Raw genomic sequence first — 22,417 nt, 5'->3', positions numbered from 1 at the left:
TTTTCTTGGGATTTTCCTATCACGTTTTCCTATCTGCAGCACTATTAGGGGCAAAGTTTTATATGCCTAAATTAACTCGGTTTTTATGCGATCACTTTATTATTTTCTCAAGCTATTTATGGCCATAAATGAGAAGCTGGCATGAGTGTGCGCTTTATTAAAATTTAGAATTAACCCGTTGTGCATTTTGAATGCTTTTTAGATTTAAAACCGTCAGTTCGAGTTTTTTCTGGAAGAAAAAGTATCGAGAACAAGGTTTAATGCTAAAATTCTGATTCTCGATACTTTTTTCCGATACTTTGTATCAAAAAATCATTCGAATTGACGAATTTTCATCAAAATGCACAATGGGTTAAAGTGGTTTTCCCGCAATTAAATTTTTAAAAAACTGGGACACCATCACCGTACCTTTTGATTCTGCCGTATCCACATTAGATAAAATAATTACAGTATAATGATCTTTTGTAAAATCCATTAGTTCTGTTTGCACCCCATACCAGCCTCCACTATGCCCTATAATGGTTTGGTTAAATCTAGTATCAACAGAAACAGCATACCCAAGCTGCGTATAATACCCCTGTATATGAGGTGTACACATTGCATTTAAAATTTCCTTTGAAAAAAAAGTATTGTTTCTTAGGTGTTTGGAAAATTCAAATAAATCCTTGGCAGTGGAATAATAAAAACCACCAGGTGATGCTTTGGATAAATACCCAGTATTGTGGGTAAATTCTTCATTGTCCCCAAACAAGCTGGTGTAGCCATCCGCTTTATTGGCTACCACCTTGTCAATGGGAAAAGCTTTGGTATTGGTCATTTCTGCTATCTGAAACACTTCTTCTTGCATATATTCGTCATAAGGCAGGCCGGTAACTGCCTCTATAATTAAACCCAATACCACAAATCCGCTGGCTCCATAGGCATACTTGCTGCCCGGAAAAAATTGCAAGGGGAGCTGTTCAAAAAGGGCAAGAAAATCTGCCGTGGTGTTCAGTTTAGATTTATCAAATGAGGTAAAAGCTTTGTCGACGTAAAAATTTCCGAGCCCACTGGTATGGGTAAGTAAATGATGTATGGTACATGAATTGCGTATGGTGTCATTGGCATATTGGGGAAGGTACATACCAACCGTATCATTTAGTTTTAATTTTCCCGTATCTACCAGCTTAAGGATGCCCACAGCGGTAAACATCTTGGTAATGGAGGCGAGATTGAATTTGGTTTCCGGTTTAATGCTTACGGCATGTTCAAAATTTGAAAATCCATAGGCGCGGTTTTGGATAACGGAGTCGTTATGGGCCACCAGTATGGTGCCGTTAAAGTTTTGTTGTTGTAGGGTATCTAAAAAGACAGAAATACGCCCATTATAGTGTTGGGGGTTCTGCCCTATGACCACAGCTACAAAGCCGAGCATCCCCAAAAATAACCATAGGGTTCTAAGGCTATATTGGTTGCTGTGAATGTGGTTTTTATATTTCATGTTAAACACATATCATTTAACCACAACGGTACCATCCGGATATTTTGCAAACCTTCCTTTTTCCTTTTGATGAACGTTATCTGGGTAGGGCCAAGGCCAACCTCCAAACTGGGTTAGTTTATACTCATCCATAGCTTGCTGGATTTCTAACTCCGTGTTCATGACAAAAGGCCCGTATTTTGCTACGGGTTCCTTTATGGGCCTACCCTGTAATAGGAGTATATGCGCTTCTGTTTCACCTGCCCTTATCTCGGTGTCCATCGCAGCATTCAAATCTATACCATGGTTGGGGACTATGGGCTCATCTGCTATCTCAATATGGGAACCTTCATAAAAATATAGGGTTCTATCTACTTCCATGTCTGTTTTTGGCAGCAGAAATTTACCATATGGCGCTATTTTGATATTCCAGATAGCCACGTTGTTTTTGGGTTGGGCCGCCCAGGAATTTGGGGCTGGGGCCACACCTTGGTAACCACCATAATTTCCAGCGATGATCTTAACCCTTGCTTGCCCCTTGGTCACAAGGGGAATATCCTCATGCCACAGCATCTTAAAATGGGGTTCCACAAATTTGGCTTGCTTGGGTAAGTTGAGCCAAATCTGGAATAGCTCCAAGGTGTTGTCTTTATGTTCATGTATCAATGGAAACATTTCTGAATGCTGCACGCCGCGGCCTGCCGTCATCCATTGCACATCACCTTCTCCAAACCTTCCCGCTGCACCCAACGAATCAGAATGGTCACAATAACCTTTATTGACCGCGGTAATGGTTTCGAAACCGCGATGTGGATGGCAGGGAAAACCGGGAATGGCACTGCCATGGTACATACGCCAACCCTCTTTCTTGGTGAAGTCATTGCCAAGGTTTCGCCCCTTTAACAGTGCTGCGTCTGGACCAAGTTGGCCGTTACCTTTTGGATAATGGTCCAAATGATAGACACAAAAAAGAAATGGGTCTTGGGTTTGCCAAGGAAAACCAAGTTCAAAAATTTGACGTATTGCCGCTTTCATGCGCTTACTTTCCGGTCAATTCTTCAATTTTTTTCTGAACTGCATCCGCTTCGGCATACTTTTTATCACCTTCACTGCGGTTCACCTTAGAAAGGTCAAAAGCCTCTTTCATCAGTTTTTGGTATTTTTCTTGTAGTTTTTCTACCTCTGTTTTCTTTTTAAATAATCCGAACATAGCAATTTGTTTTTGTTTTGGGTTAAATGGATGCGCCAAGACCTTGAAGAACAGCACAATGGAGTTCTTAGCAGGCATTATCCGTTAATTGTCTCCAATCGGTGGAGGGCCGTCAATCATTGGTTCATAGACTTCGTCCCCTTTTCTGGTCTTAAACTCTTTGGTAACCTCATCAATCAATTTTTGGTTTTCAAATAAGTCTACCATGGTCATAGCCATGGCCTTGGAGGCATATACCATACCTTTATGTCCTATGCTCATCCCACCACAGGCAACAACGGCCCAAGAGTGCCATGGCGTGTCTTTTGGTGCAACCGTGACCCCTAAATTTATATTGGGTACGTTCCAGCTCACATCGCCCACATCGGTTGAACCTCCTCCTGGGGTATCTAAGGTTTCCCTTAACGGATAGATATTGCTGTCCATTCCAATCTCTGGTTTTCCAGTGGCTTTTTGTATTGCCTTGCCAAAAATGGTTTCTTCCTCCGTATACGAGATAGGCCCCAGCAATTCTAAATTCTTCTGCATAATGGCTCCTCCCGTTCTATTGACCAAGGTTTCATAAATGCCTGAAACCAACGAAATTTTATAATCAACATTTGCCATGATCGCAGCACCTTCTGCCATGGCTTTCACCCGCTCGTAGGTAGGTAACATCACCTTTCTTTTTGGGTCTCTCACCCGTACCCATAATTTGGCATAGTCCGGAACCACATTAACCACCTGACCGCCATCTTGGATATGGTAATGTATCCTTGAACTTGGTAAAATATGCTCACGGTAGTAATTAATGCCCGTAGTATAAAGTTCAAGCGCGTCAGAGGCGCTTCTACCATTCCATGGGTCTGCGGAGGCATGGGCGGTCTGGCCATAGAACTCCACGATAAAATCTATAAGGGACAATCCACTCTGGACGTCCGCCTCTATACTGGAACCGGGGTGCCAACTGATGTTTACGTCAACATCGTCCCAAAGGCCCGCTTTTACCATCCAAACTTTGGCAAAATATTTTTCTTCCGCAGGGGTTCCCAAAAACTTTACCGTTCCCTTTATCTTACCTGCATCCATCAATTCCTTTATAGCTATGGCAGACCCTAAACTTGCCGTGCCGAACATATTATGTCCGCAGCCGTGGCCAGCAGCACCTGGCTTTAGGGGTTCTTTTACGGGCGTGGCCTTTTGGGAAATCCCTGGGAGTGCATCAAACTCTCCCAAAATACTGATGACGGGGCTACCGGAACCATAAGTTGCCGTAAAGGCCGTTGGTATATCTGCCACGCCCCGGGTTACCTTTAGGCCATTTTTTTCTGCATAATCTGCCAAAATTCTTGAAGATTCACTTTCGTTGAAAGCGGTTTCCGCCAATGCCCAAATAGAGTCACTTATTTTTATCAAGGCTTCTTTGTGTTTTTCAACAGAGGCAACAACGGCATTTTTGTTCTTGGTCATTTTTTGTGCACTTACCGTGAAGCCGATAAGGGCAAGGAGGAAGAAAAGGCATGTTTTTTTCATTTTATGTGCTTTTTGCGTTGGTATTATTCCTTAAATATAGCCAAACTTACACGATCGGGGAATACCGTTTTTTCTTGGTCGGATAATCCCTAATCATGCTGGTCCCAAACTGGCCTGCCTGGAAGGGTATGGGTATGTACAATTCTAATGCTTTCCGTTTTACTCAAAGGATTTTTTTTGTAGGCGTACAATGTATCACTTGCGTACTTTCTCATGGACGCTATGTCTACGATGGGCCCGGGATAGTCCCGCCCTAGTTCAAAATTGAGAAATGTTTTTTCCATGGCTGGTATCTTCCAAGGTTCATGGATGTATTTTAAAGGCAGTTTTTCCAGTTCTGGAACCCATTTTTTGATAAAAGTTCCTTCTGGGTCGTGCTCCTTACCATTTTTAATGGGATTATAGATTCGTATGGTATTGACACCTGTTTCCCCAGATTGCATATTCAACTGTGGAAAATGGATTCCCGGTTCAAAATCAAGGAAATTTTGGGCCAGATGTTCGGTACAATCCTGCCACGGCTGCCAGAGCAGATGGGTAAAAAAGGAGGCCAGCATGGCCCTAAGCCTAAAATTAACAAAGCCTGTTGTAAGCAAACAACGCATGGCCGCATCTACCAAGGGCAAACCCGTATTGCCTTGGCGCCAAGCTTTTTGCAGCGCTGGATTTTTTGGTTTTACAAGCTTATGGTAGCCCTTGTTGACACTTTTAAATTCCATGTCCCCTTCCATTTCAAATTTTTGGATGAAATGTGCCTGCCAGCGCATACGGGACAAAAATGAGCTTAAATTACGTTTGTTGACTTTGGCCTTATGCTGTGCGGCATATTGACAGACTTGACGTACAGACAGGTTTCCCCAAGCAATGTACGGAGACAATCTGCTACTGTACAAACGCGAAGTTGCAGGTTTTGAATAATAAGTATTATATCCTGTGATGCGTTCGGTCAAAAAGGAATTTAAATATTTAACCGCGTAGGCAGTTCCGCCGTGCTGCATATTTTTATTGGATGTCACCGCTAGGGATGGCCTGTTAAATTCAGGTTCAAAAAAGGTTTGGATTTCCTGTAATGGGATAAAGTTTCCATCTTTCATCTTGGGAACCCCAACAGGTTCGTTGATAAAGGCTACCCAGTTATCCTTCCATTTGCTACGGTTACTAAGGCCCCTAAACACCCCATTTTGGACGCTCTGCTTCCATTGTACCCCATTTGTCCTGCACCATTTGGCTACGGCTTTGTCTCGGTCGTAAGTGATTTTCATTCCGGTTTCTTGATAGGAAAGTAACAGCTTGATCGTACGGAGTTGATGAAGCTTCTTCCATACGGTAACCATCTCCTGGCCAACAATGAGTATTTTGGTGTTGTAGGGTGCCAATTGGCGCTGCATATCTGCCAAACTTTGTTTGATAAACCGGATGTGCCTTGGGCTATAATGGGAATCTGTGGTCCAAAGAGGCTCAAAATTGTACAGTAGAAGAATCTTTTGCCCAGAAGAAATGGCATGTATCAACGGCTCATGATCCAACAACCTTAGGTCCCTTTTTAACCAAACTACAACCATTAGGCCAGTGCTTTCTTGTAGGTGTCCAAACAGCGTTCGCGGGCCATTTTATGGTCTACCATTTTAGCGGGATAGGTGAGTTCCTGGAGCTCTGGAACCCATTTATGAATGTACTCTTTTTGTTTGTCAAACTTATCGATCTGGGTCATTGGGTTAAAAATCCTGAAGTAAGGAGCCGCATCAACACCACTGCCGGCGGCCCATTGCCAATTCCCAACGTTAGCACTCATATCATAGTCCAATAATTTTTCAGCAAAGTAAGCCTCACCCCAGCGCCAATCTATGAGCAGGTGCTTGCACAAAAAACTCGCCACCAACATCCGAACCCTGTTGTGCATATACCCGGTTGTGTTGAGCTCCCGCATACCAGCGTCTACCAAGGCGTAACCAGTTTGGCCATTTTTCCATTTCTCGAACTCGGCTTCGTTGTTTCGCCATTCAATACGGTCATATTTGGGTTTAAAGGCCCTTTCTCTAGTGTGTGGAAAATGCCAAAGGATTTGCATAAAAAATTCGCGCCAAATAAGTTCGCTCCAAAATACCTCATTCTTTTCTTGAATGGCCTTTTTAACCATTTTACGAACGGAAACGGTACCAAACCTAAGGTGTGGCCCCAATCTGGAGGTACCCTGCTCTTTGGCTGGAAAATTACGCGTAGCCTCATAATTTTGAATCAGTTCCCTGGTAACGCTGTAGTCTGGCACTTTAATTTCTGAAGGTTCAAACCCCATAGCCGCAAGGCTGGGTAACGTAAAAGTACCTTCTTGGTAAACATTTTTTAGATTGGGGTCGTGCATCACCAAATCCGTGGCCGGGTTAAATAACTCCTTCCACTTGTTTTTAAAAGGAGTGTAGACTACATAAGGATTACCATCGTTTTTGACGATATCGTTTTTTTCAAAGATGACTTGATCCTTAAATGTTTTAAAGGCAATTCCCTTGGAGTCCAGTAATTGCTGTATTTCCTTGTCCCGTTCCCTTGCGTACGGTTCATAATCATGATTGGTGTATACCGTGTCAATATCATACTGCGTGAGCAATTGCCCAAAAACGCTTTTTGGCCTCCCATGAAATCCTGCTATTCCGCACATATTCATGGTCTGTAGTTCTTGGCTCAGGTCACTAAGCTGTGTATGCAAAAAACTTACCCTTGCATCATTTTTGGGCAGTTTGTCCAAAATATCCTTATCAAATATAAAAATGGGAATTACGGGATGTTTTCCCTTTAGGGCGTGATATAGGCCCACGTTGTCGTCTAATCGCAAGTCCCGTCTAAACCAAAAAATGGAAACCGTTCTTGCCATCACTTAGGATACGTTTAAGGTAGACATTCCACCATCAACACCCATAATTTGCCCTGTGACCCAGCTGCTTTTATCACTTAGTAAAAAGACGGCCAAATTGGCGATGTCCTGTGCTTCACCAACGCGTTTCAGAGGGTGGCGGCTAGACATCATCTCTTTTTTCTTGTCATTGTTCAATAAACGACCTGCCAATGTGGTATCCACCAAGGAGGGAGCAATACAGTTTACGCGTACTTTTGGTGCATATTCTGCAGCCAACGACTTGGCAAAGCCCTCAATTGCTCCTTTGGCCGCGGCCACGCTGGTATGGAACGGCATACCGGTACCTACGGCGACCGTGCTAAAAAATACCATGCTAGACCCCTCGACCATTTTTGGGATGATGGTTTTCACCACATTCACCAAGGAGAAAAAATTTAGTTCCATCTCTTGTCTAAACACCTCCATGGAAAGCATTTTTAAAGGCTTTAGGTTGATGCTTCCTGGACAGTATGCAAAACCGTGCAGCTCTTCAGGTAGCAAGGCGGTGTCCAATTCGTCTGTTGTAGCATCAAAGGGAATATGCGTTACGTTCAATTGATGTAATTCTTCTTGTGTTCTGGAGGCAATGTATACCTCAAAGTCGTTTTGTAGGACTTTTGCCATTTCAAAACCAATGCCGTGAGACCCTCCAATCAAAAGGATATTTTTTTTCATTATGTAATGGATTTTATTTCTAAGGAATTTTTGTAGCCCGGCAGGTCACCAAAACGCTCGCTGAGTTTGGCTTCCCTAAATGCAAATATTTGATTCAATTGTTTTTTAACGATGAGTGGATGGGCCAATTGACCAAGAAGGCCAAATGGAATTTTGTAATCGATCACATCTTCCATTTCTACCCCTCCATCTATTTCGTTTATGAAATGTTTGTGGTGCCAAAGGGCATAAGGTCCAAACAGTTGAACGTCAACAAAATAGTTGCCATAATCTACATGGGTAATTTCCGACACCCATTTTGTGGTAAAACCTGGGAAAGGACTTACTTTATATTGGATGATCTGGCCGGGAAACATCGGTCTTTCCGCACCGGACAAAATATGGAACCCCATGTGTTCCGGTGTTATTTCCTTCAGGTTTTTTGGACTGCTCAGAAACTCCCACGCTTCTTTTTTGCCGATGGCCAATCCCTGTTTGGAGTTTAATTGGTATAACTGCATCTAGTCGTTTTAACAAAGATACTTGCAATAATGTTGAATAAAAAATTAAATAAGTTAAACAAAAATTAAGGGACTGCCCCAATATTCTGCTTAGCCGATAATTTGTGCCCCATACCCTATAATCCTCGGGAATAAGCCTAGGTTGTTGTAGTTTTACCCTATAAATTAAATATCCAGTGAGGCATGTATTGGTGATATTTTTTGGTTTGCACATGTTTTTGGGCCACTCACAAACAGAGGTTTTGGAAATTGGCACCCTGCCGCAGTCCCTAATGGAGACATCTGGGTTACTTGTTTACAACGGCAAATTAATTACCCATAATGATTCTGGTAACCTGCCAGAGTTGTATGAGCTGGATACCCTTACTCTGGCCATTACCAGAACGGTCCGCATCACAAATCATAGTAATAAGGACTGGGAAGACTTGGCGCAGGACGAGAGTTTTATTTATATAGGGGATTTTGGCAACAATAACGGTGATCGGCAAGATTTAAGGGTGCTGAGAATAGCAAAGGCAGATTATGATATCTCCGATGAGGTTAGCGCAGAGGAAATTGTATTCCTTTATGAGGACCAAACTTCTTTTGAGACCCAGCAAGACAGTGATTTTGATGCGGAAGCATTTTTTAGTTTAGGTGATGATCTCATTATCCTTACCAAGCAGTGGCAACAACAGGGTACCGTAGCTTATAAGATACCAAAGCTTCCTGGTGCCTTCCTAGCAGAGCGTTTGGATAGCTATCAGGTAGATGGCTTGGTCACAGGTGCCACGTTTAATGAGTCAACGAATACCTTATTTTTAGTAGGCTACTCACAATTTTTAGCCCCATTTTTTGTTCAGGTCACTGATGTGGGTTCCACCTCAATATTTTCAGGAATTCAGACAAAAACCAATCTAAACATTGGTTTTGCCCAAGTAGAGGCCATTGCACAAGATTCGGAGGGACAGTTTTATATCAGTTCGGAGCAGTTTACCAATCCACCTTTGGTCAATTCCTTGGCAAGGGTATTTAAATTCCCGTTGGACCGTGAGGTGGTAGAAGAGGGGGAGGAGAACCCTTTGCCTCCTGGGGAATTCCCCGAGGGTTTAATTGTCTATAAAAGCTTTGGGGCCCAACAGTTAAACTACAATCTAAACATAGACACGCCAATAACCGGGATGGGGGTGTTTACCAATAGCGGTAAACTAATCACCTATGTTCCCCTAGAAGATATCACCCAAACACCTTTGGACATTTCCTACTTGCAACAATCCTTGTATTTTCTAAGTTTCTTTTTGGTTGGGGATGGTATTATTTCCGCACCGTTTTTTAAGGATTAAATCCCGCCTATTGCTTTAAACATTTGTTAACATTTGTCATCGTGGTTTCTTGCTAGCTTTGCCATTGAACAAATTCTTAAACAACACATTGAAAATGAGAAAATTAACTTTGTTGGTTTGTGCCGTATTAGTGAGTATGGCAGGCCAAGCACAGCTTACAACGCCACAACCAAGTCCAGCAGCCAAAATCTGGCAGACCGTTGGCCTTACAGAGGTCATGGTAGATTATTCAAGACCTTCTATGCGAGGTCGTACAATATTTGGAGATTTAGTGCCCTTCGGAAAACTTTGGAGAACAGGAGCTAATGCCTACACTAAAATTTCATTTGACAAGGACGTCCAGATTGCAGGACAAGACGTAAAAGCCGGAACCTATTCTATTTTCACGAAGCCAAATGCCGCTAATTGGGAAGTATTCTTCTATACAGATACCCAAGGAGGCGGTGTGCCCAGCAATTGGGATGAAAGTAAAATCGTGGCTACAACTACCGTTCCTGTAATGAAGATGGAAATGCCCGTAGAGACCTTTACCATTACCATTGATGAGTTAACCAATTCCAGTGCGCATCTAGGTATTCTTTGGGAAAACACTTACGTCGCAGTTCCTTTTACGGTAGGTACTGACGCTGAGGTTACCAAAAATATCGATCGTGTTATGTCAGGGCCAGGTGCGGGAGATTATTACGCTGCTGCGGTGTATTACGCTGATGCTGGAAAAGACATCAACAAAGCCAAAGAATGGATGGATAAGGCCATGTCCATGACGGAATCACCAAGATATTGGCAATTAAGGCAGCAGTCTTTGATATTGGCAAAAGCTGGGGACAAAAAAGGAGCTATTGCCGCTGCCAAAAAGTCTTTGGCGGGTGCTACGGAGGCCGGTAATATGGACTATGTTAAAATGAACAACGATTCGTTAAAGGAGTGGGGCGCCAAGTAATTGGCATTTACTCTTTAAGATTGACCCCGGCCACTGTGCCGGGGTTTCTTTTTTGACGCAATCTGCAGTCAAAAAGCTTCCAAGGTTTTTCCTCTATTACCTTTGGGGCCTTAAAAGCTCCCTGCTGATACTCCTCTTGTAAAACAAGTTCTTTAAGGAGGCACTGGTTATTGGCCGATGTGCTAAAGGCAGATACCGTCCTATATCTTGACTCGACATGACCATGCTCATTAAAACTATTGGACCAGTCTGGGCTAGTGATGACCACTTTTGAAACCACAAATTGGTCTTGATGCCTATTGATGAGCTTCACGAAACTTGCACTCAAGGAATCGTTAAGAATTGCAGGTTTGGGAATAACGTCCACCTTATCAAAGGACGTAAGATTTTTTACCGCGGGTTTTGTTTTGGGTTTTTTGGAAACGGTTTCACAAGCTCCCAACAGAATTACCATAATTACCAAACAACATCTTACCATGTCTTTTTTTGGCTAAAGTAGCATGCTAAGCTGCATACGGAATCCCTGTAAACCGTGGTTTTAATATGTTAGACCCAATATCCCCTTTTTAGTGAACGTGGCATAGGCAAAAAACGAGCTAGGGCGTAGTTAAGGGAATGTGTGATAAAGTCATGTAATGTCTTTGTTTAGGGTAGTCCCAACAGCAGAATGGCAGCTCAATAAAAGCACCTGGCAAAAAAGTATAGCACTTGCTATGTTGTATTATACGTCTACTGGAGGATTTCGTAAGGTCCTATCAAAAGATTCCATGAACAGGGCAATGACAATGGCCAACAAACAGCCTATCAGGTTCAACCAAAGGTATCCCAGCTTTTCTTCACCACTGTCGTAGGGAAAAATCAAGGTAAAATAAAGAATCAGGATGATGATTTGTGTAATGATCGCTGCAATAAATACGGCATTCCCTTTTACATAGGTAAAGAAAAAAGCCAATAAAAAAATACCAAGCACATTTCCATAAAAAATGGAACCTATGATATTTACTAGTTGAATTAAATTATCAAAGAGGTTGGCCACGCAGGCAATGCCTATGGCTACTATTCCCCAAATAAGGGTAAACCATTTGGTGGCGCTTACATAATGCTTTTGGGTAAATTCCCCTTTCTTGTTTCTTTTGTACAAATCTAAAGCGGTAATAGTGCCCAATGCATTTAATTCGGACGCTGTGGAAGACATGGCTGCAGAAAGGATTACGGCCAGTAATAACCCAATAAGCCCCCGAGGCAGGTTGTTTAAGATAAAGTGGATAAAAACGTAATCTTTATCATTGGTCTCCACAATTTCATTGGCCTCGCTGATCAAGGCTTTTGCAGCTTCCCTGTTGATGCGTTCCTCTTTATTAACAGCAACCACATTTAATTTTGCCTGCTCAATTGCATTGTAATCTTTTAATTTTAAGGCTTCCGAATAATCGTTCTGTGCCATTCTTTTTTGTTGCTCCAATTTTTCGTGGCCCTTGACAAGAAGCTCATAGTCTTCTGCCAATTTGGAATCCATGACTGCTTCGGTAGCAGCAGGATTAAAATTTAAGGGGGCGGCGTTATACTGGTAAAAAACAAAGACCATTACACCTACCAATAAGATAAAAAACTGCATAGGTATTTTAAGAATACCGTTAAATATGAGGCCTAATTGACTTTCCCTAATGGAACGTCCAGATAAATAGCGTTGTACCTGGCTTTGATCAGTGCCAAAATAGGCCAATGCCAAGAAAAACCCACCGGTGATGCCACTCCAAAAGGTGTAGCGGTTTGTTGGGTCTAGCTCAAAGTTTAAAATATTCAGTTTATCATTGGCACCGGCAATCTTTAATGCCTCGCCAAATGTAATGTCCGTAGGCAGACTACCGAGGATAAAAAAGAAAGCAAAAAACATGCCTACCATGATTATGAACATTTGTTGCTTTTGGGTAACACTTACCGCCTTTGTACCTCCTGAAACGGTGTATATGATAACCAGAACGCCAATAATGATATTTAGGGTCCATAAGTTCCATCCCAAAATAGCGGATAGAATTATGGAAGGTGCAAAAATTGTGATGCCCGCTGCAAGTCCACGTTGAATTAAAAACAGGATGGCCGTTAGGGTCCTTGTCTTAAGGTCAAACCTATTTTCCAATAGTTCGTATGCCGTAAAGACCTTTTGTTTATGGTAGATGGGGATAAAGACCAAACAAATGACGATCATGGCCAGTGGGAGTCCAAAATAAAACTGGACAAAACCCATACCGTCATGAAAAGCTTGGCCAGGAGTGGACAAAAAGGTGATGGCACTTGCCTGGGTGGCCATGACCGACAAGCCTATGGTCCACCACTGTGCATCGCTCCCTCCTTTTACATAGTCATCCACATTGGCGCTACCTTTGGTTTTCCAAACCCCAAAGGCAACAATAAAAAATAAGGTGCCACCTAAAATAATCCAGTCTAATAGGGCCATGTTTAAATATTAGCTTTCATGATGTAGGCAAAAATTAAAATGTAGAGGGTGTTCAAGACAATGACCAAGGTGTATTCCTTTTTCCAAGTATATGGGGAACCTAATTTGTTATCCTTTGATATTTTCTTCATGCTCAATTTTTGCTTTGCCTAAAGATAGCATATTTGCGAAGAGTTTGTAAGCCCCGGATACCCCAGCGGGAAGTTCCCTAAAAAAACTCAGGCCAGTATAGATGTAGTTACCCTGCCCATAGGGTGCAATGAGTAAACTACCTTGCTTAGGGGACTCTCCCTCATCATTCATGGACAAGATTGGGGTAAAGTTGGCATCCCAGGCGTTGGGAAAGTAAAGCCCACGTTCTTGTACCCAACCCTCAAAATCCTTACTGCCTATCACATTTGGAAAATTCACGACCGGATGGTCCTTGGCAAGGATGGTGACCGTGGCCTCTTCATTGGTTACCCGGTCCCTTGACAGGGTGAGGGGGTAGGGTGCAATATTTTCGAACTGATTTCTCCATCGGTTAGCGGTATTATACTGCACGATCATATTACCACCGTTCTTAACGTACTCAAAAAGCAGGCTTTGTTTATATTTTAACTCCTCAATGACGTTATAAGCCCTAATCCCTAAAACAATCCCGTCATATTTGTCCAAACTTCCCGCCTCAATTTCTGAAACGTTAATGGTCTGTACGTTATAACCAATTTGTTGTAAGCTTTCTGGTACTTTATCCCCTGCACCTACAATGTACCCAATATTTTCCCCACTTTTTTGGATGTTTAGCCGCACTACTTTGGCCTTTGCAGGCAATAAAATAGATTGTTTTGGAATGTGGTCATAAGTGATTTCTATTAGTGCCTTATCAAAAAGTTTCCCTTCCGCGGTCAATTTTGGATATAAAAAACCCTCACTTTCACCGGAAGGAGGGGTCACCTCAAAATATACGGTCTGCGTTTCTCCTTTTTGGGAAATTGAAAAATTGATGGCCGCAGGATGCACCTCCCAGCCTTTTGGTATTTGCAATGCCGCCATGCCCGTAACGTCATTTTTGCCTGCATTGATGGCCAGTGCTACCTGTTTTGGTTCGCCGTTGGCAAAAATAAGTACATCGTCCACAAAGTTGGCCGTGACTTTGGGCAGCACTACAAAGGGTTCAAATAGCTCTCCTTTATCTGGTTTGGAATACTTATGGTAAACCGGCTTTTCAAAAGAAATATCGGTTCCATAGAAAGATAGTAAGAATGTTGCCGTAAATGCTTCAGGGGTTTCCGGTAATCCGATTAAATTTGTATCTTCTACCTCATACAGACCCAAACTACCGCTAGTATTTAACCAATAGGGATTGGTGTAAGGCGTGTCCTTTGGAATGGAAAACGATAACTTCAGGTTTTGTTTATCATTGTTCACCAAGCTTATTTTAGGCTGCAGCTTACTTTTGGAATTGGTGATGGCAATGCTCTTTAATGTGATATCCGCGGCACTTCTATTTAAAAGCTCAAAATCAATGTCCAAGGTTTCTCCTGGGGTTGCGGAAGCTTGGCTGGCATTTGCCTCCAAAAATAATCCGGAGCACGCTAAAATAATATCCTTGAGATGAGCCGATTTTCTATTTTTCCAGTGTTCGTCCTTAACCTGTTGCAGTAAGATGTAGGCGCTTACCAAATCTTTTACGTGGGCAGATGGGTCTTTAAAATTAAAGTTGGCCTCTATCTGGTGAAGAATATTCCCAATTTTCTTTCCGCCCTCTATTCTGGACCAGCTCGTATTAATGCCTTCAAAAAGGTTGGTGCTACCATTAAGCGGTTCTCCTTTTAGAAATTCCACATAATCATCCTGGCTGCCTCTGGTGGTTATCCTGCCAAAACCTTGACATAGATGTTGGCTGCTTGCCAATGAGGCAATTTCATTATTGGAGATACCTAATTCTGGATAAAAAACACCTACATCCAATTTGGTAAGATTACTTTTATCTGCCGCCTCAAATTTTTCCCTACTCCCATAAAACCACCAAGAGGTGTTAAAAAACAATCGTTTGGGTTGCCAGGTTTCTACGTTCACCAATTGTTCCGGATAGGAATTTGGGTCATTGGCCAAATCAAATGCCTCAAACCCAAGCATGGCAGATGCGGTGTGGTGCCCATGGGTAGACCCTGCGCTTCTATGGTCAAATCTATTGATGATGACATCCGGCTTTAATTGCCTAATCGCCCAGACCACATCTGCTAAAACCTTCTCCTTATCCCAAATGGTAAAGGTTTCTTTTGGATGTTTGGAAAATCCAAAATCGTTGGCCCTCGTAAACCTTTGCTGTCCGCCGTCTACCCTTCTGGCCGCCAACAATTCTTGTGTCCTTAACATACCCAAAAGTTCACGAAGTTCAGGGCCAATAAGGTTTTGGCCTCCATCCCCTCGGGTTAGGGATAAATAGGTGGTATTGGCTTTTACCTCATTGGATAGGTAGGCGATAAGTCTGGTGTTTTCATCATCTGGATGCGCAGCTACAAAAAGGGCAGAACCCAAAAAATTCAACTTTTTAATTTCGTGGTAAATCTCTGAGGCCCCTAACTGTTTTGGCTTTTGCGCTGTAGAGATGGTGCAGGCAAGGAGCAACAAGCATGCGAATGCACGTATATTCTGCATTTTAGGTGGTTTTTTAGTTAGTGATATAGTGCATGGCACTAGTACCAAAGATAACAAGATTCACCCCTAGCAAAACGGAATTAAACTTTGTTTAACAGCTTAAGCGTCTTGCTCTGCCGCTGACAAGGTTTCCGTTTGCTTTTCCACTAGTACAACCCCCTTTTGCAATAACAGATTATTGGGGTAGGTCAACAGCTCCCCATTGTCTTTTAGCAGATTGATATTAAAGGCCTGTATATCTAAAATCAAGGCTTCATCAGGAAAATCTTTGTCTTGTATACGGATTCGGTCACCAATTTTATACGGGAAATAGAAAAAAAGAATAATACCCGATGTTAAATTACTTAGAATGGACCAGGTGGCAAAGAGTGCCACCCCCAACACAGCAAAAATGGAGGAGACCACCAACGCAATATCACGGATATTTACCCCCCAAATAAAAACAAGGGCAATACCTAGGAGCATCGCCAGGCCAAAAGACAGGTATCTGCTGATTAATTTAGTTCTGGCCACATTGATCAAGGATCGAGATCCAATTCTTCTAATGGTTTTTAGTACAATAAACCGTAATAGCAAGAAAACCAATAGAACAACCACGGTTGCCCAAAGCTCATATTGGTGTTCCCTTAATGCCTCTGCTGCATTGTTCATAGACCAAGACTATCTCTTAAATGAAGGAATGCATTGGAGTTTTGACCCCAATACGGTGTTTTAAGGGATTTCATTTTTACGCCCCTGGAAATCATTTTTTTGTCTCTGGAATTATATGCCTCGGTCCAACTTTCAATGGAATGCGGAAAATCGGTACTAAAATTAATGGTCAATTTTCTGGAGTCATTGGTGTAAGCTACGGTATATGTGCTAATGTCCCCATTAACCTCTAATGTGGCTATGGCTTCCATGGCCTGCACATCTGCATGTTTTACCCTAAAATACTCCAATGAAGGGACCATGGTTATCGTTCCAGTAGGCAATCCTTTAGGATGTATCCTGATTTTGGTCCAGATTTCATTTTCAAGCCAGGCTTTATCCATGGAATATGTTTCATCCGCCTCGCCTTCAAAGTAGGAGTGTTGGATAAACTCAAATTTATCACGGTTATTGAGCTGGGCATAAACATGTCCGCACCATTCTTGAACCGATAAGCTACTCTTTAAGGCATGTTGGTTATCATGCACAGGGTAAAAAGTACTGCTCATGATGGAGTAGGGGTAAATACCGGTAAGGTAATTTTTTGTGGCATTAAGTTTCAGTACGGGAACGTTATCTTGGTGGTTACCATCCGCTTTAACCTGTTCCTCCGGCAAAAAAGGTTCCGTAACATAAATCAATACCGCGGTACCGTTACGCAATTCTCCGTAACGTTCTTGTTCTAAAGTGTAGGAGGTGATTTCTGCATCACCTGAATACCAATATTTTTTAAACTCTTGGCTCAAGTTCCGTTTTGGAGGGATATTCGCAACGTTTGCCGCGGTATGTAATGCCATCTCTTTGGATTCCAACTTTTTTGGTTGCTCTTTACAACTAAAAAGGTTGCCAAGGATAAAGAAGAAACAAAAGACTATGGATATGATGTTTATGTGACTTTTCATGTGATTTTTTTATAAAATTAGTCCATTATCCTTGGCTGACCATATCCATTAACGTTTTATAAACCTGATGGGTAGGTAGCCCGACCACTGTATTATAGGAGCCTTCTATCCGTTCGATGGCAACGGCGCCCAGCCAGTCTTGGATGCCATAGGCACCGGCTTTGTCATACGGTTGGTATTTATCTACGTAAAAGGATATTTCCGTCTCGCTGATGGGATTAAACTTTACCCATGTGGTGTCCCGGATTATTTTTTGAAGGTGATGGGTAGTAAAGCAGACCGATGTAATGACCTGATGCCAAGTACCCGATAGTTTTTGAAGCATTTTTATGGCTTCGGTTCTGTCTTGTGCTTTGGCCAAAGAGGCATTGTCATGCCAGACCACGGTATCCGAGGTGATTAAAATTTCGTTTCCTTCCAAACCATCAATTTGTGGGGCAGCTTTGAGAATAGCGAGATAATCGGCAATATCACCTCCTTTGAGATTCGGCGGGTATACCTCATCCACTTCCTTGATCCTGATGATAAAGTCTATCCCCAAGTCCCTAAAAAATTGTTGTCTCCTTGGGGAGCCAGATGCCAGGACCAATTGGTAGCCTGTTAATTTATCTGCCAGTGGATTTTTAATCATTTGCAGCACTAAAATTAGAATTCCAGTCGCCGCGCACTTTTAATACCTGCTCCAACACATCCCTAACGCAGCCTTCGCCCCCGTTTTTATGGCTAATGTAATCGCTCACCGCTTTTACCTCTGGCACGGCGTTTTGGGGACAGCAGGCCAAGGCAACATGTTGCATGGGAGGTATATCTGGGAGATCGTCACCCATATACAGCATCTGCCCGTGTGTAATGTTGTAAATATCCATATATTCCTCCAGGGCATCCATTTTATGGTGCGCCCCCAAGTAAATATCCGTCACCCCCAATCCCTTAAAACGCTGCCTAACCCCTTCGTTGGTTCCGCCAGAGATAATACAGACGCGATACCCTTTGTCCAATGCAGTTTTTAGGGCATAGCCATCCTTAACGTTCATCTTTCTAAGCATTTCACCTTTGGTATCTATAAGCACGGAACCATCTGTAAATACACCGTCCACGTCAAAAATAAAGGTGTCTATCTGGCTTAAAAATTCTTTATAACTCTTTTTCATAGGTTGATTTGATGGATTCGCTTAACAATTGATATATTTTTTTTTGTAGGGGTGCTTCCAAGATATCCAAATGTGTTTGTATCGTCTGGACATCCCGTCTGCGAGCCGGCCCCGTCTGTGCCTCTTTTGGGGATAATTGCTGTATTTTATCCACGGTTTCTTGAATTAATGGCTGTAGAAGGGAAAACGAAAGTCCTTTTTCCTCGCACAGTTGTTGCCCAATGTACAGCAAATGGTTGGTAAAATTATTTACCCAAATAGCGGCAAGATGTAACTGCCTTCTTTGAGCGGAATCTATGCGGTGAACTGCCCCAGAAAGCTTCCCCGCCAATTGGGCAAGTAGCCTAAGGTCATTGGGATGCCTTGCCTCTAAACAAATGGGGACCTCTGCAAATGGTATTTTTTTGTCCCTGGTAAACGTTTGTAAGGGATAAAATACCCCGGGCCGCGGATGATCAATTACTTCTAGGGATACCGCTCCAGAGGTATGTGCCACGACACCATCCAAACCGGCCAATTGTTGTGTAAGCGCTGTAATGGCCCCATCGCTTACGGCAACCAGGTATATCGCTGCGGCCGCTAGTTTACCAAGGTTGTCCGTAGTATCGCAAAAGGGCTCAAATGCCTGGAGCTTGGTCTTGTTTCTGCCATAAACCTGGAGCAATTCCACGCTATTATTGGAGCTCAAAACTTTGGCTAAATGAAAAGCCACATTCCCGGTGCCTAAAATCACTACTGAAAGCATACCCAAAAGTACAAACTTGATGTGAGTGTCATTTATAAATAATTAACAATTTTGTTCAATCTTTTCTTGCTGTCTAAGGCCATGGAAATCACTTTAAAGGCACTATTTTTGCAAGCCAAAGACCCACGCCTATGTTAGAGTTACTTAAAAAGTCCCTTTTCTCCACAAAGTTAATGGCCGTGCTCTTCTTGGTTTTTGCAGCCGCTATGGGAGTGGGCACCTTTGTTGAAAGTGCCTACAGTACCGATACCGCGAGAATTTATATTTACAATGCCAGATGGTTTGAAGTGATCATGGTATTCTTTGTCATAAATTTTGTGGGCAACATTTACAGGTACAAATTGTTGCAATGGAAAAAATGGCCGGTATTAACCTTACACTTATCTTGGATACTCATTATTGTTGGTGCATTTGTGACCAGATACATCAGTTATGAAGGCATGATGCCCATTAGGGAAGGGGCATCAGAAAATGTCTTTTATTCTGATAAGACCTACCTGACGGCTTATGTAGATGGGGATTTAAATGGACAGATGATGCGAAAGACCTTGCAGCATCCAATTTTGGTAACTCCGGAAGGCAAGCGAAGTAACCTGCCGTGGCAAGAGGATTTTAACGGACAACCGTTCACCATTGCCTATAAAGGTTTTATTAGGGGGGCAAAAGAAGGCTTGATTCCGGATGAAAATGGCAAGAACTATCTAAAAATAGTGGAGGCTGGAGACGGACAGCGGCATGAGCATTATTTGGAAGACGGCGAAGTGGCAAGCATTCATAATGTGCTGTTTGCACTAAATGCACAAACGGACGGCGCCATCAATATTTTTACCTCAGACAGTACCTACATGATTTCTACCCCATTTGAGGGCGATTTTATGCGTATGGCCGATCAGTTTAAAGGACAGGTTGCCAAGGACAGTTTACAACAATTGCAGTTGCGATCGCTGTACAACATGGCCAACATGCAATTTGTGATTCCGGAACCACTGATAAAAGGCAAGTATGGTGTAGTTAAGGTGCCGGAAGCGGAAATTACAAAACAAACCTTGGATGCCCTGGTGGTTTCCGTGACCTCTAATGGGGAGACCATTGAAAAGAGATTATTGGGCAGTAAGGGTACGGCTGAGTTCAGTGATAAGTTTCAAGTTGGAGGGTTGGATTTTGCATTGGCTTATGGTTCAAAAATTTACGAACTGCCTTTTCACATGAAACTTAATGATTTCATCGCCGAAAAATATCCAGGTACAGAGGCTAGCTACAAATCGTTCATGAGCAAGGTTACCGTTGAGGATGAGCAACCCTTTGACTACGATATTTTTATGAATCATGTGCTTGACCACAGGGGCTATCGTTTTTTTCAGGCTAGCTTTGACCCAGATGAGAAGGGTACCGTACTATCTGTAAACCATGACCAATGGGGGACCTGGATAACGTATGTTGGCTACTTTTTACTCTATGCAGGTTTAATGGGTATCATGTTCTTTGGAAAAACAAGGTTTAAAGAACTTGCCAAATCCCTTGGAAAAGTAAAAAAGAAAAAAGCGGCGTTAAGTTCCGGATTGCTTTTATTTGGCTTGTTAGGCTTGCAGGCCCAAGAGAATCATGAGCATGATAGTCGCTTGCCAACAAAGGCCCAAATAGATTCCGTATTGGCGTCCACAACGGTCAGCAAAGAACACTCAGATAAGTTTGGTGCCTTGGTCATACAAGACGAAGGCGGCAGGATGAAACCCATACACACCTTCTCTTCTGAGCTGTTGCGAAAATTAAGCGGTAAGAACGAATTTAAGGGAATGAACCCAGATCAAGTGTTCATCTCCATGATGTTAAATCCGCCCGCTTGGTACAATACCGAGTTCATATACTTGGGCAAAAAGGAAAATGACAGTATCCGGGAAATTGTGGGTGTGCCCGCCAAACAGAAATTTGTGAAGGCAACGGATTTCTTTGATGCCACAGGAATGTACAAGCTAAAGCCTTATATGGAGGAGGCTACGTCTACCAACAATCCCAATAATTTTCAGAAGGATTTTAAAAAGGTCAACGAACGTTTGGCACTTTTAAACTTGGCGTTGAGCGGTGGTATTGTTAAGATATTTCCCTTGTTAAATGATGAGAACAACAAATGGATTTCACCCCTGGAATTTAGGAGTGGGGACTTTCAGGTCTCAGATTCCCTTTACGCCAATTTCATGAACAATGGCCTTCCATATTATTTAAATACGGTACGTAAGGCCATAGTAACCAACGATTACACGGAAGCCGATAAATTATTGGAGGCCTTTAAACAGAACCAAAAGAACCATGGGTCGGAGGTACTCCCATCGGACAAAAAAATAGCCACTGAAATTATTTACAACAAGTTGGATATTTTTAACCGCTTATACCAATATTATGTTCTTGTTGGGGCCTTGTTGTTCTTTATTTTGGTATTCAAGATTTTTAAGGATCGGGAAATTTGGAGCGTGGGCAGTTACTTCTTAAAAGGGACCATTATCCTGATGTTTATCTGGCATACAGCGGGATTGATCTTACGTTGGTATATTTCTGGCCACGCTCCTTGGAGCGATGCTTATGAAAGTATCTTATACGTCTCCTGGGCCACCATGGCCATGGGCCTTGCCTTTGGGCGCAAGAGTGAGATGACCATTGCCGCCAGCGCCTTTGTCACTTCCATGTTATTATGGATAGCCCACCAGAGTTGGGTAGATCCTTCCATAGCCAATTTGCAACCCGTTCTGGATAGTTATTGGTTAATGATCCACGTTGCCGTAATTGTAGGGAGTTATGGTCCGCTTACCGTAGGGATGATTTTAGGGGTGGTCTGTCTTATTCTTATTTTATTGACCAATAAGAAGAATAAAAAGCGTATGGAACTCAACCTAAAAGAACTGACCATTATTAATGAACTTTCGTTGACGGTTGGCTTGATTATGTTGACCATAGGGAACTTCTTGGGCGGGCAATGGGCCAATGAAAGCTGGGGGCGTTATTGGGGCTGGGACCCTAAGGAAACTTGGGCATTGATATCCATTATGATCTACGCTTTTGTACTCCATATGCGCTTGGTACCCGGTATGAGAAGTAGTTGGTTGTTCAATTTTGCCAGTGTGGTAGCCTTTGCCAGCATTATGATGACCTATTTTGGGGTAAATTTCTACCTTGTTGGATTACACAGTTATGCCAGTGGTGATCAGGTAATTACTCCTTCATTTGTTTGGTATGCTGTATTAGGTGTTTTGGTGTTGGGCGGTTTGAGCCTATGGCGATACAAGGTGAACTATGCAAAAAAATGATTCTGGCCTATGTAATGGTAGGCTTTTCCA

The 22,417-nt window shown here is 42.6% G+C and carries 20 protein-coding genes; 3 read left to right on the top strand and 17 right to left on the bottom strand.

Features of this window, described 5'->3' with window-relative positions; genetic code table 11:
- Positions 1–352 precede the first annotated feature (352 nt).
- From I595_RS03110 to I595_RS03075, 8 genes are all read right to left on the bottom strand, one after another.
- Positions 353–1,480 carry a serine hydrolase domain-containing protein gene (locus tag I595_RS03110; RefSeq protein ID WP_054557911.1) on the bottom strand — a complete coding sequence of 376 codons (1,128 nt, stop codon included), beginning with the start codon at positions 1,478–1,480 and terminating at the stop codon, positions 353–355.
- A gap of 12 nt (positions 1,481–1,492) precedes the next feature.
- On the bottom strand, positions 1,493–2,494 hold the full coding sequence (locus tag I595_RS03105) for a pirin family protein (RefSeq protein WP_054557910.1): 1,002 nt from the start codon (positions 2,492–2,494) through the stop codon (positions 1,493–1,495).
- Positions 2,495–2,498: 4 nt separating this feature from the next.
- Positions 2,499–2,747, bottom strand: coding sequence for a Lacal_2735 family protein (locus tag I595_RS03100; RefSeq protein WP_083467469.1), 249 nt, complete (start codon positions 2,745–2,747; stop codon positions 2,499–2,501).
- A gap of 6 nt (positions 2,748–2,753) precedes the next feature.
- Positions 2,754–4,181 (bottom strand): amidohydrolase, encoded by a 1,428-nt coding sequence (locus I595_RS03095; protein WP_054557909.1) that lies wholly within the window; start codon positions 4,179–4,181, stop codon positions 2,754–2,756.
- An 89-nt stretch (positions 4,182–4,270) separates the two neighbouring features.
- The gene (locus I595_RS03090; protein ID WP_054557908.1) at positions 4,271–5,743 is read right to left on the bottom strand and encodes a cryptochrome/deoxyribodipyrimidine photo-lyase family protein; all 1,473 of its coding nucleotides are present in this window, start codon (positions 5,741–5,743) and stop codon (positions 4,271–4,273) included.
- Positions 5,743–7,047 carry a cryptochrome/photolyase family protein gene (locus tag I595_RS03085; protein WP_054557907.1) on the bottom strand — a complete coding sequence of 435 codons (1,305 nt, stop codon included), beginning with the start codon at positions 7,045–7,047 and terminating at the stop codon, positions 5,743–5,745. Before I595_RS03085 ends, I595_RS03090 begins: the two co-directional genes overlap by 1 nt.
- Before the next feature lie 3 nt (positions 7,048–7,050).
- Positions 7,051–7,743: an SDR family NAD(P)-dependent oxidoreductase gene (locus I595_RS03080; RefSeq protein ID WP_054557906.1), complete on the bottom strand. Its 693-nt coding sequence runs from the start codon at positions 7,741–7,743 to the stop codon at positions 7,051–7,053.
- Positions 7,743–8,243, bottom strand: a complete 501-nt coding sequence (locus I595_RS03075) for an SRPBCC family protein (protein ID WP_054557905.1) — start codon at positions 8,241–8,243, stop codon at positions 7,743–7,745. Before I595_RS03075 ends, I595_RS03080 begins: the two co-directional genes overlap by 1 nt.
- A gap of 176 nt (positions 8,244–8,419) precedes the next feature.
- On the opposite strand from I595_RS03075, the gene I595_RS03070 reads away from it, so the two are divergent.
- Positions 8,420–9,565 (top strand): T9SS C-terminal target domain-containing protein, encoded by a 1,146-nt coding sequence (locus tag I595_RS03070; protein WP_157449631.1) that lies wholly within the window; start codon positions 8,420–8,422, stop codon positions 9,563–9,565.
- Positions 9,566–9,659: 94 nt separating this feature from the next.
- A complete protein-coding gene (locus I595_RS03065) occupies positions 9,660–10,505 on the top strand; it encodes a DUF2911 domain-containing protein (protein ID WP_054557903.1) in 846 nt (281 codons plus the stop codon).
- 7 nt (positions 10,506–10,512) lie between these two features.
- Here the strand turns inward: I595_RS03065 and I595_RS03060 are convergent, their stop codons facing one another.
- From I595_RS03060 to I595_RS03025, 9 genes are all read right to left on the bottom strand, one after another.
- Positions 10,513–10,983, bottom strand: coding sequence for a hypothetical protein (locus I595_RS03060; RefSeq protein ID WP_054557902.1), 471 nt, complete (start codon positions 10,981–10,983; stop codon positions 10,513–10,515).
- 243 nt (positions 10,984–11,226) lie between these two features.
- On the bottom strand, positions 11,227–12,960 hold the full coding sequence (locus I595_RS03055; RefSeq protein WP_054557901.1) for a sodium:solute symporter family protein: 1,734 nt from the start codon (positions 12,958–12,960) through the stop codon (positions 11,227–11,229).
- 2 nt (positions 12,961–12,962) lie between these two features.
- Positions 12,963–13,091: a hypothetical protein gene (locus I595_RS17700; RefSeq protein WP_262485526.1), complete on the bottom strand. Its 129-nt coding sequence runs from the start codon at positions 13,089–13,091 to the stop codon at positions 12,963–12,965.
- On the bottom strand, positions 13,069–15,603 hold the full coding sequence (locus tag I595_RS03050) for a PIG-L family deacetylase (protein WP_054557900.1): 2,535 nt from the start codon (positions 15,601–15,603) through the stop codon (positions 13,069–13,071). Before I595_RS03050 ends, I595_RS17700 begins: the two co-directional genes overlap by 23 nt.
- A 99-nt stretch (positions 15,604–15,702) precedes the next feature.
- Complete coding sequence (locus tag I595_RS03045; protein ID WP_054557899.1) at positions 15,703–16,254, bottom strand: mechanosensitive ion channel domain-containing protein; 552 nt, start codon at positions 16,252–16,254, stop codon at positions 15,703–15,705.
- Positions 16,251–17,195: a hypothetical protein gene (locus tag I595_RS03040; RefSeq protein WP_054557898.1), complete on the bottom strand. Its 945-nt coding sequence runs from the start codon at positions 17,193–17,195 to the stop codon at positions 16,251–16,253. The genes I595_RS03045 and I595_RS03040 overlap by 4 nt, the downstream gene beginning before the upstream one ends.
- A 25-nt stretch (positions 17,196–17,220) precedes the next feature.
- Entirely contained in the window at positions 17,221–17,826 is a 606-nt protein-coding gene (locus tag I595_RS03035; protein ID WP_054557897.1) for a Maf family nucleotide pyrophosphatase, read from the bottom strand.
- Positions 17,819–18,346: a KdsC family phosphatase gene (locus I595_RS03030; protein WP_054557896.1), complete on the bottom strand. Its 528-nt coding sequence runs from the start codon at positions 18,344–18,346 to the stop codon at positions 17,819–17,821. Before I595_RS03030 ends, I595_RS03035 begins: the two co-directional genes overlap by 8 nt.
- Entirely contained in the window at positions 18,330–19,091 is a 762-nt protein-coding gene (locus I595_RS03025; protein ID WP_054557895.1) for a Rossmann-like and DUF2520 domain-containing protein, read from the bottom strand. Before I595_RS03025 ends, I595_RS03030 begins: the two co-directional genes overlap by 17 nt.
- Before the next feature lie 131 nt (positions 19,092–19,222).
- Between I595_RS03025 and I595_RS03020 the strand changes: the two genes are divergently transcribed.
- Positions 19,223–22,387, top strand: coding sequence for a cytochrome c biogenesis protein (locus I595_RS03020; RefSeq protein ID WP_054557894.1), 3,165 nt, complete (start codon positions 19,223–19,225; stop codon positions 22,385–22,387).
- Positions 22,388–22,417 lie beyond the last annotated feature (30 nt).

Source organism: Croceitalea dokdonensis DOKDO 023 (genome assembly GCF_001306415.1).
In the GTDB taxonomy this organism is placed as follows: domain Bacteria; phylum Bacteroidota; class Bacteroidia; order Flavobacteriales; family Flavobacteriaceae; genus Croceitalea; species Croceitalea dokdonensis.
This window is presented reverse-complemented; position numbering and strand designations above follow the sequence as displayed.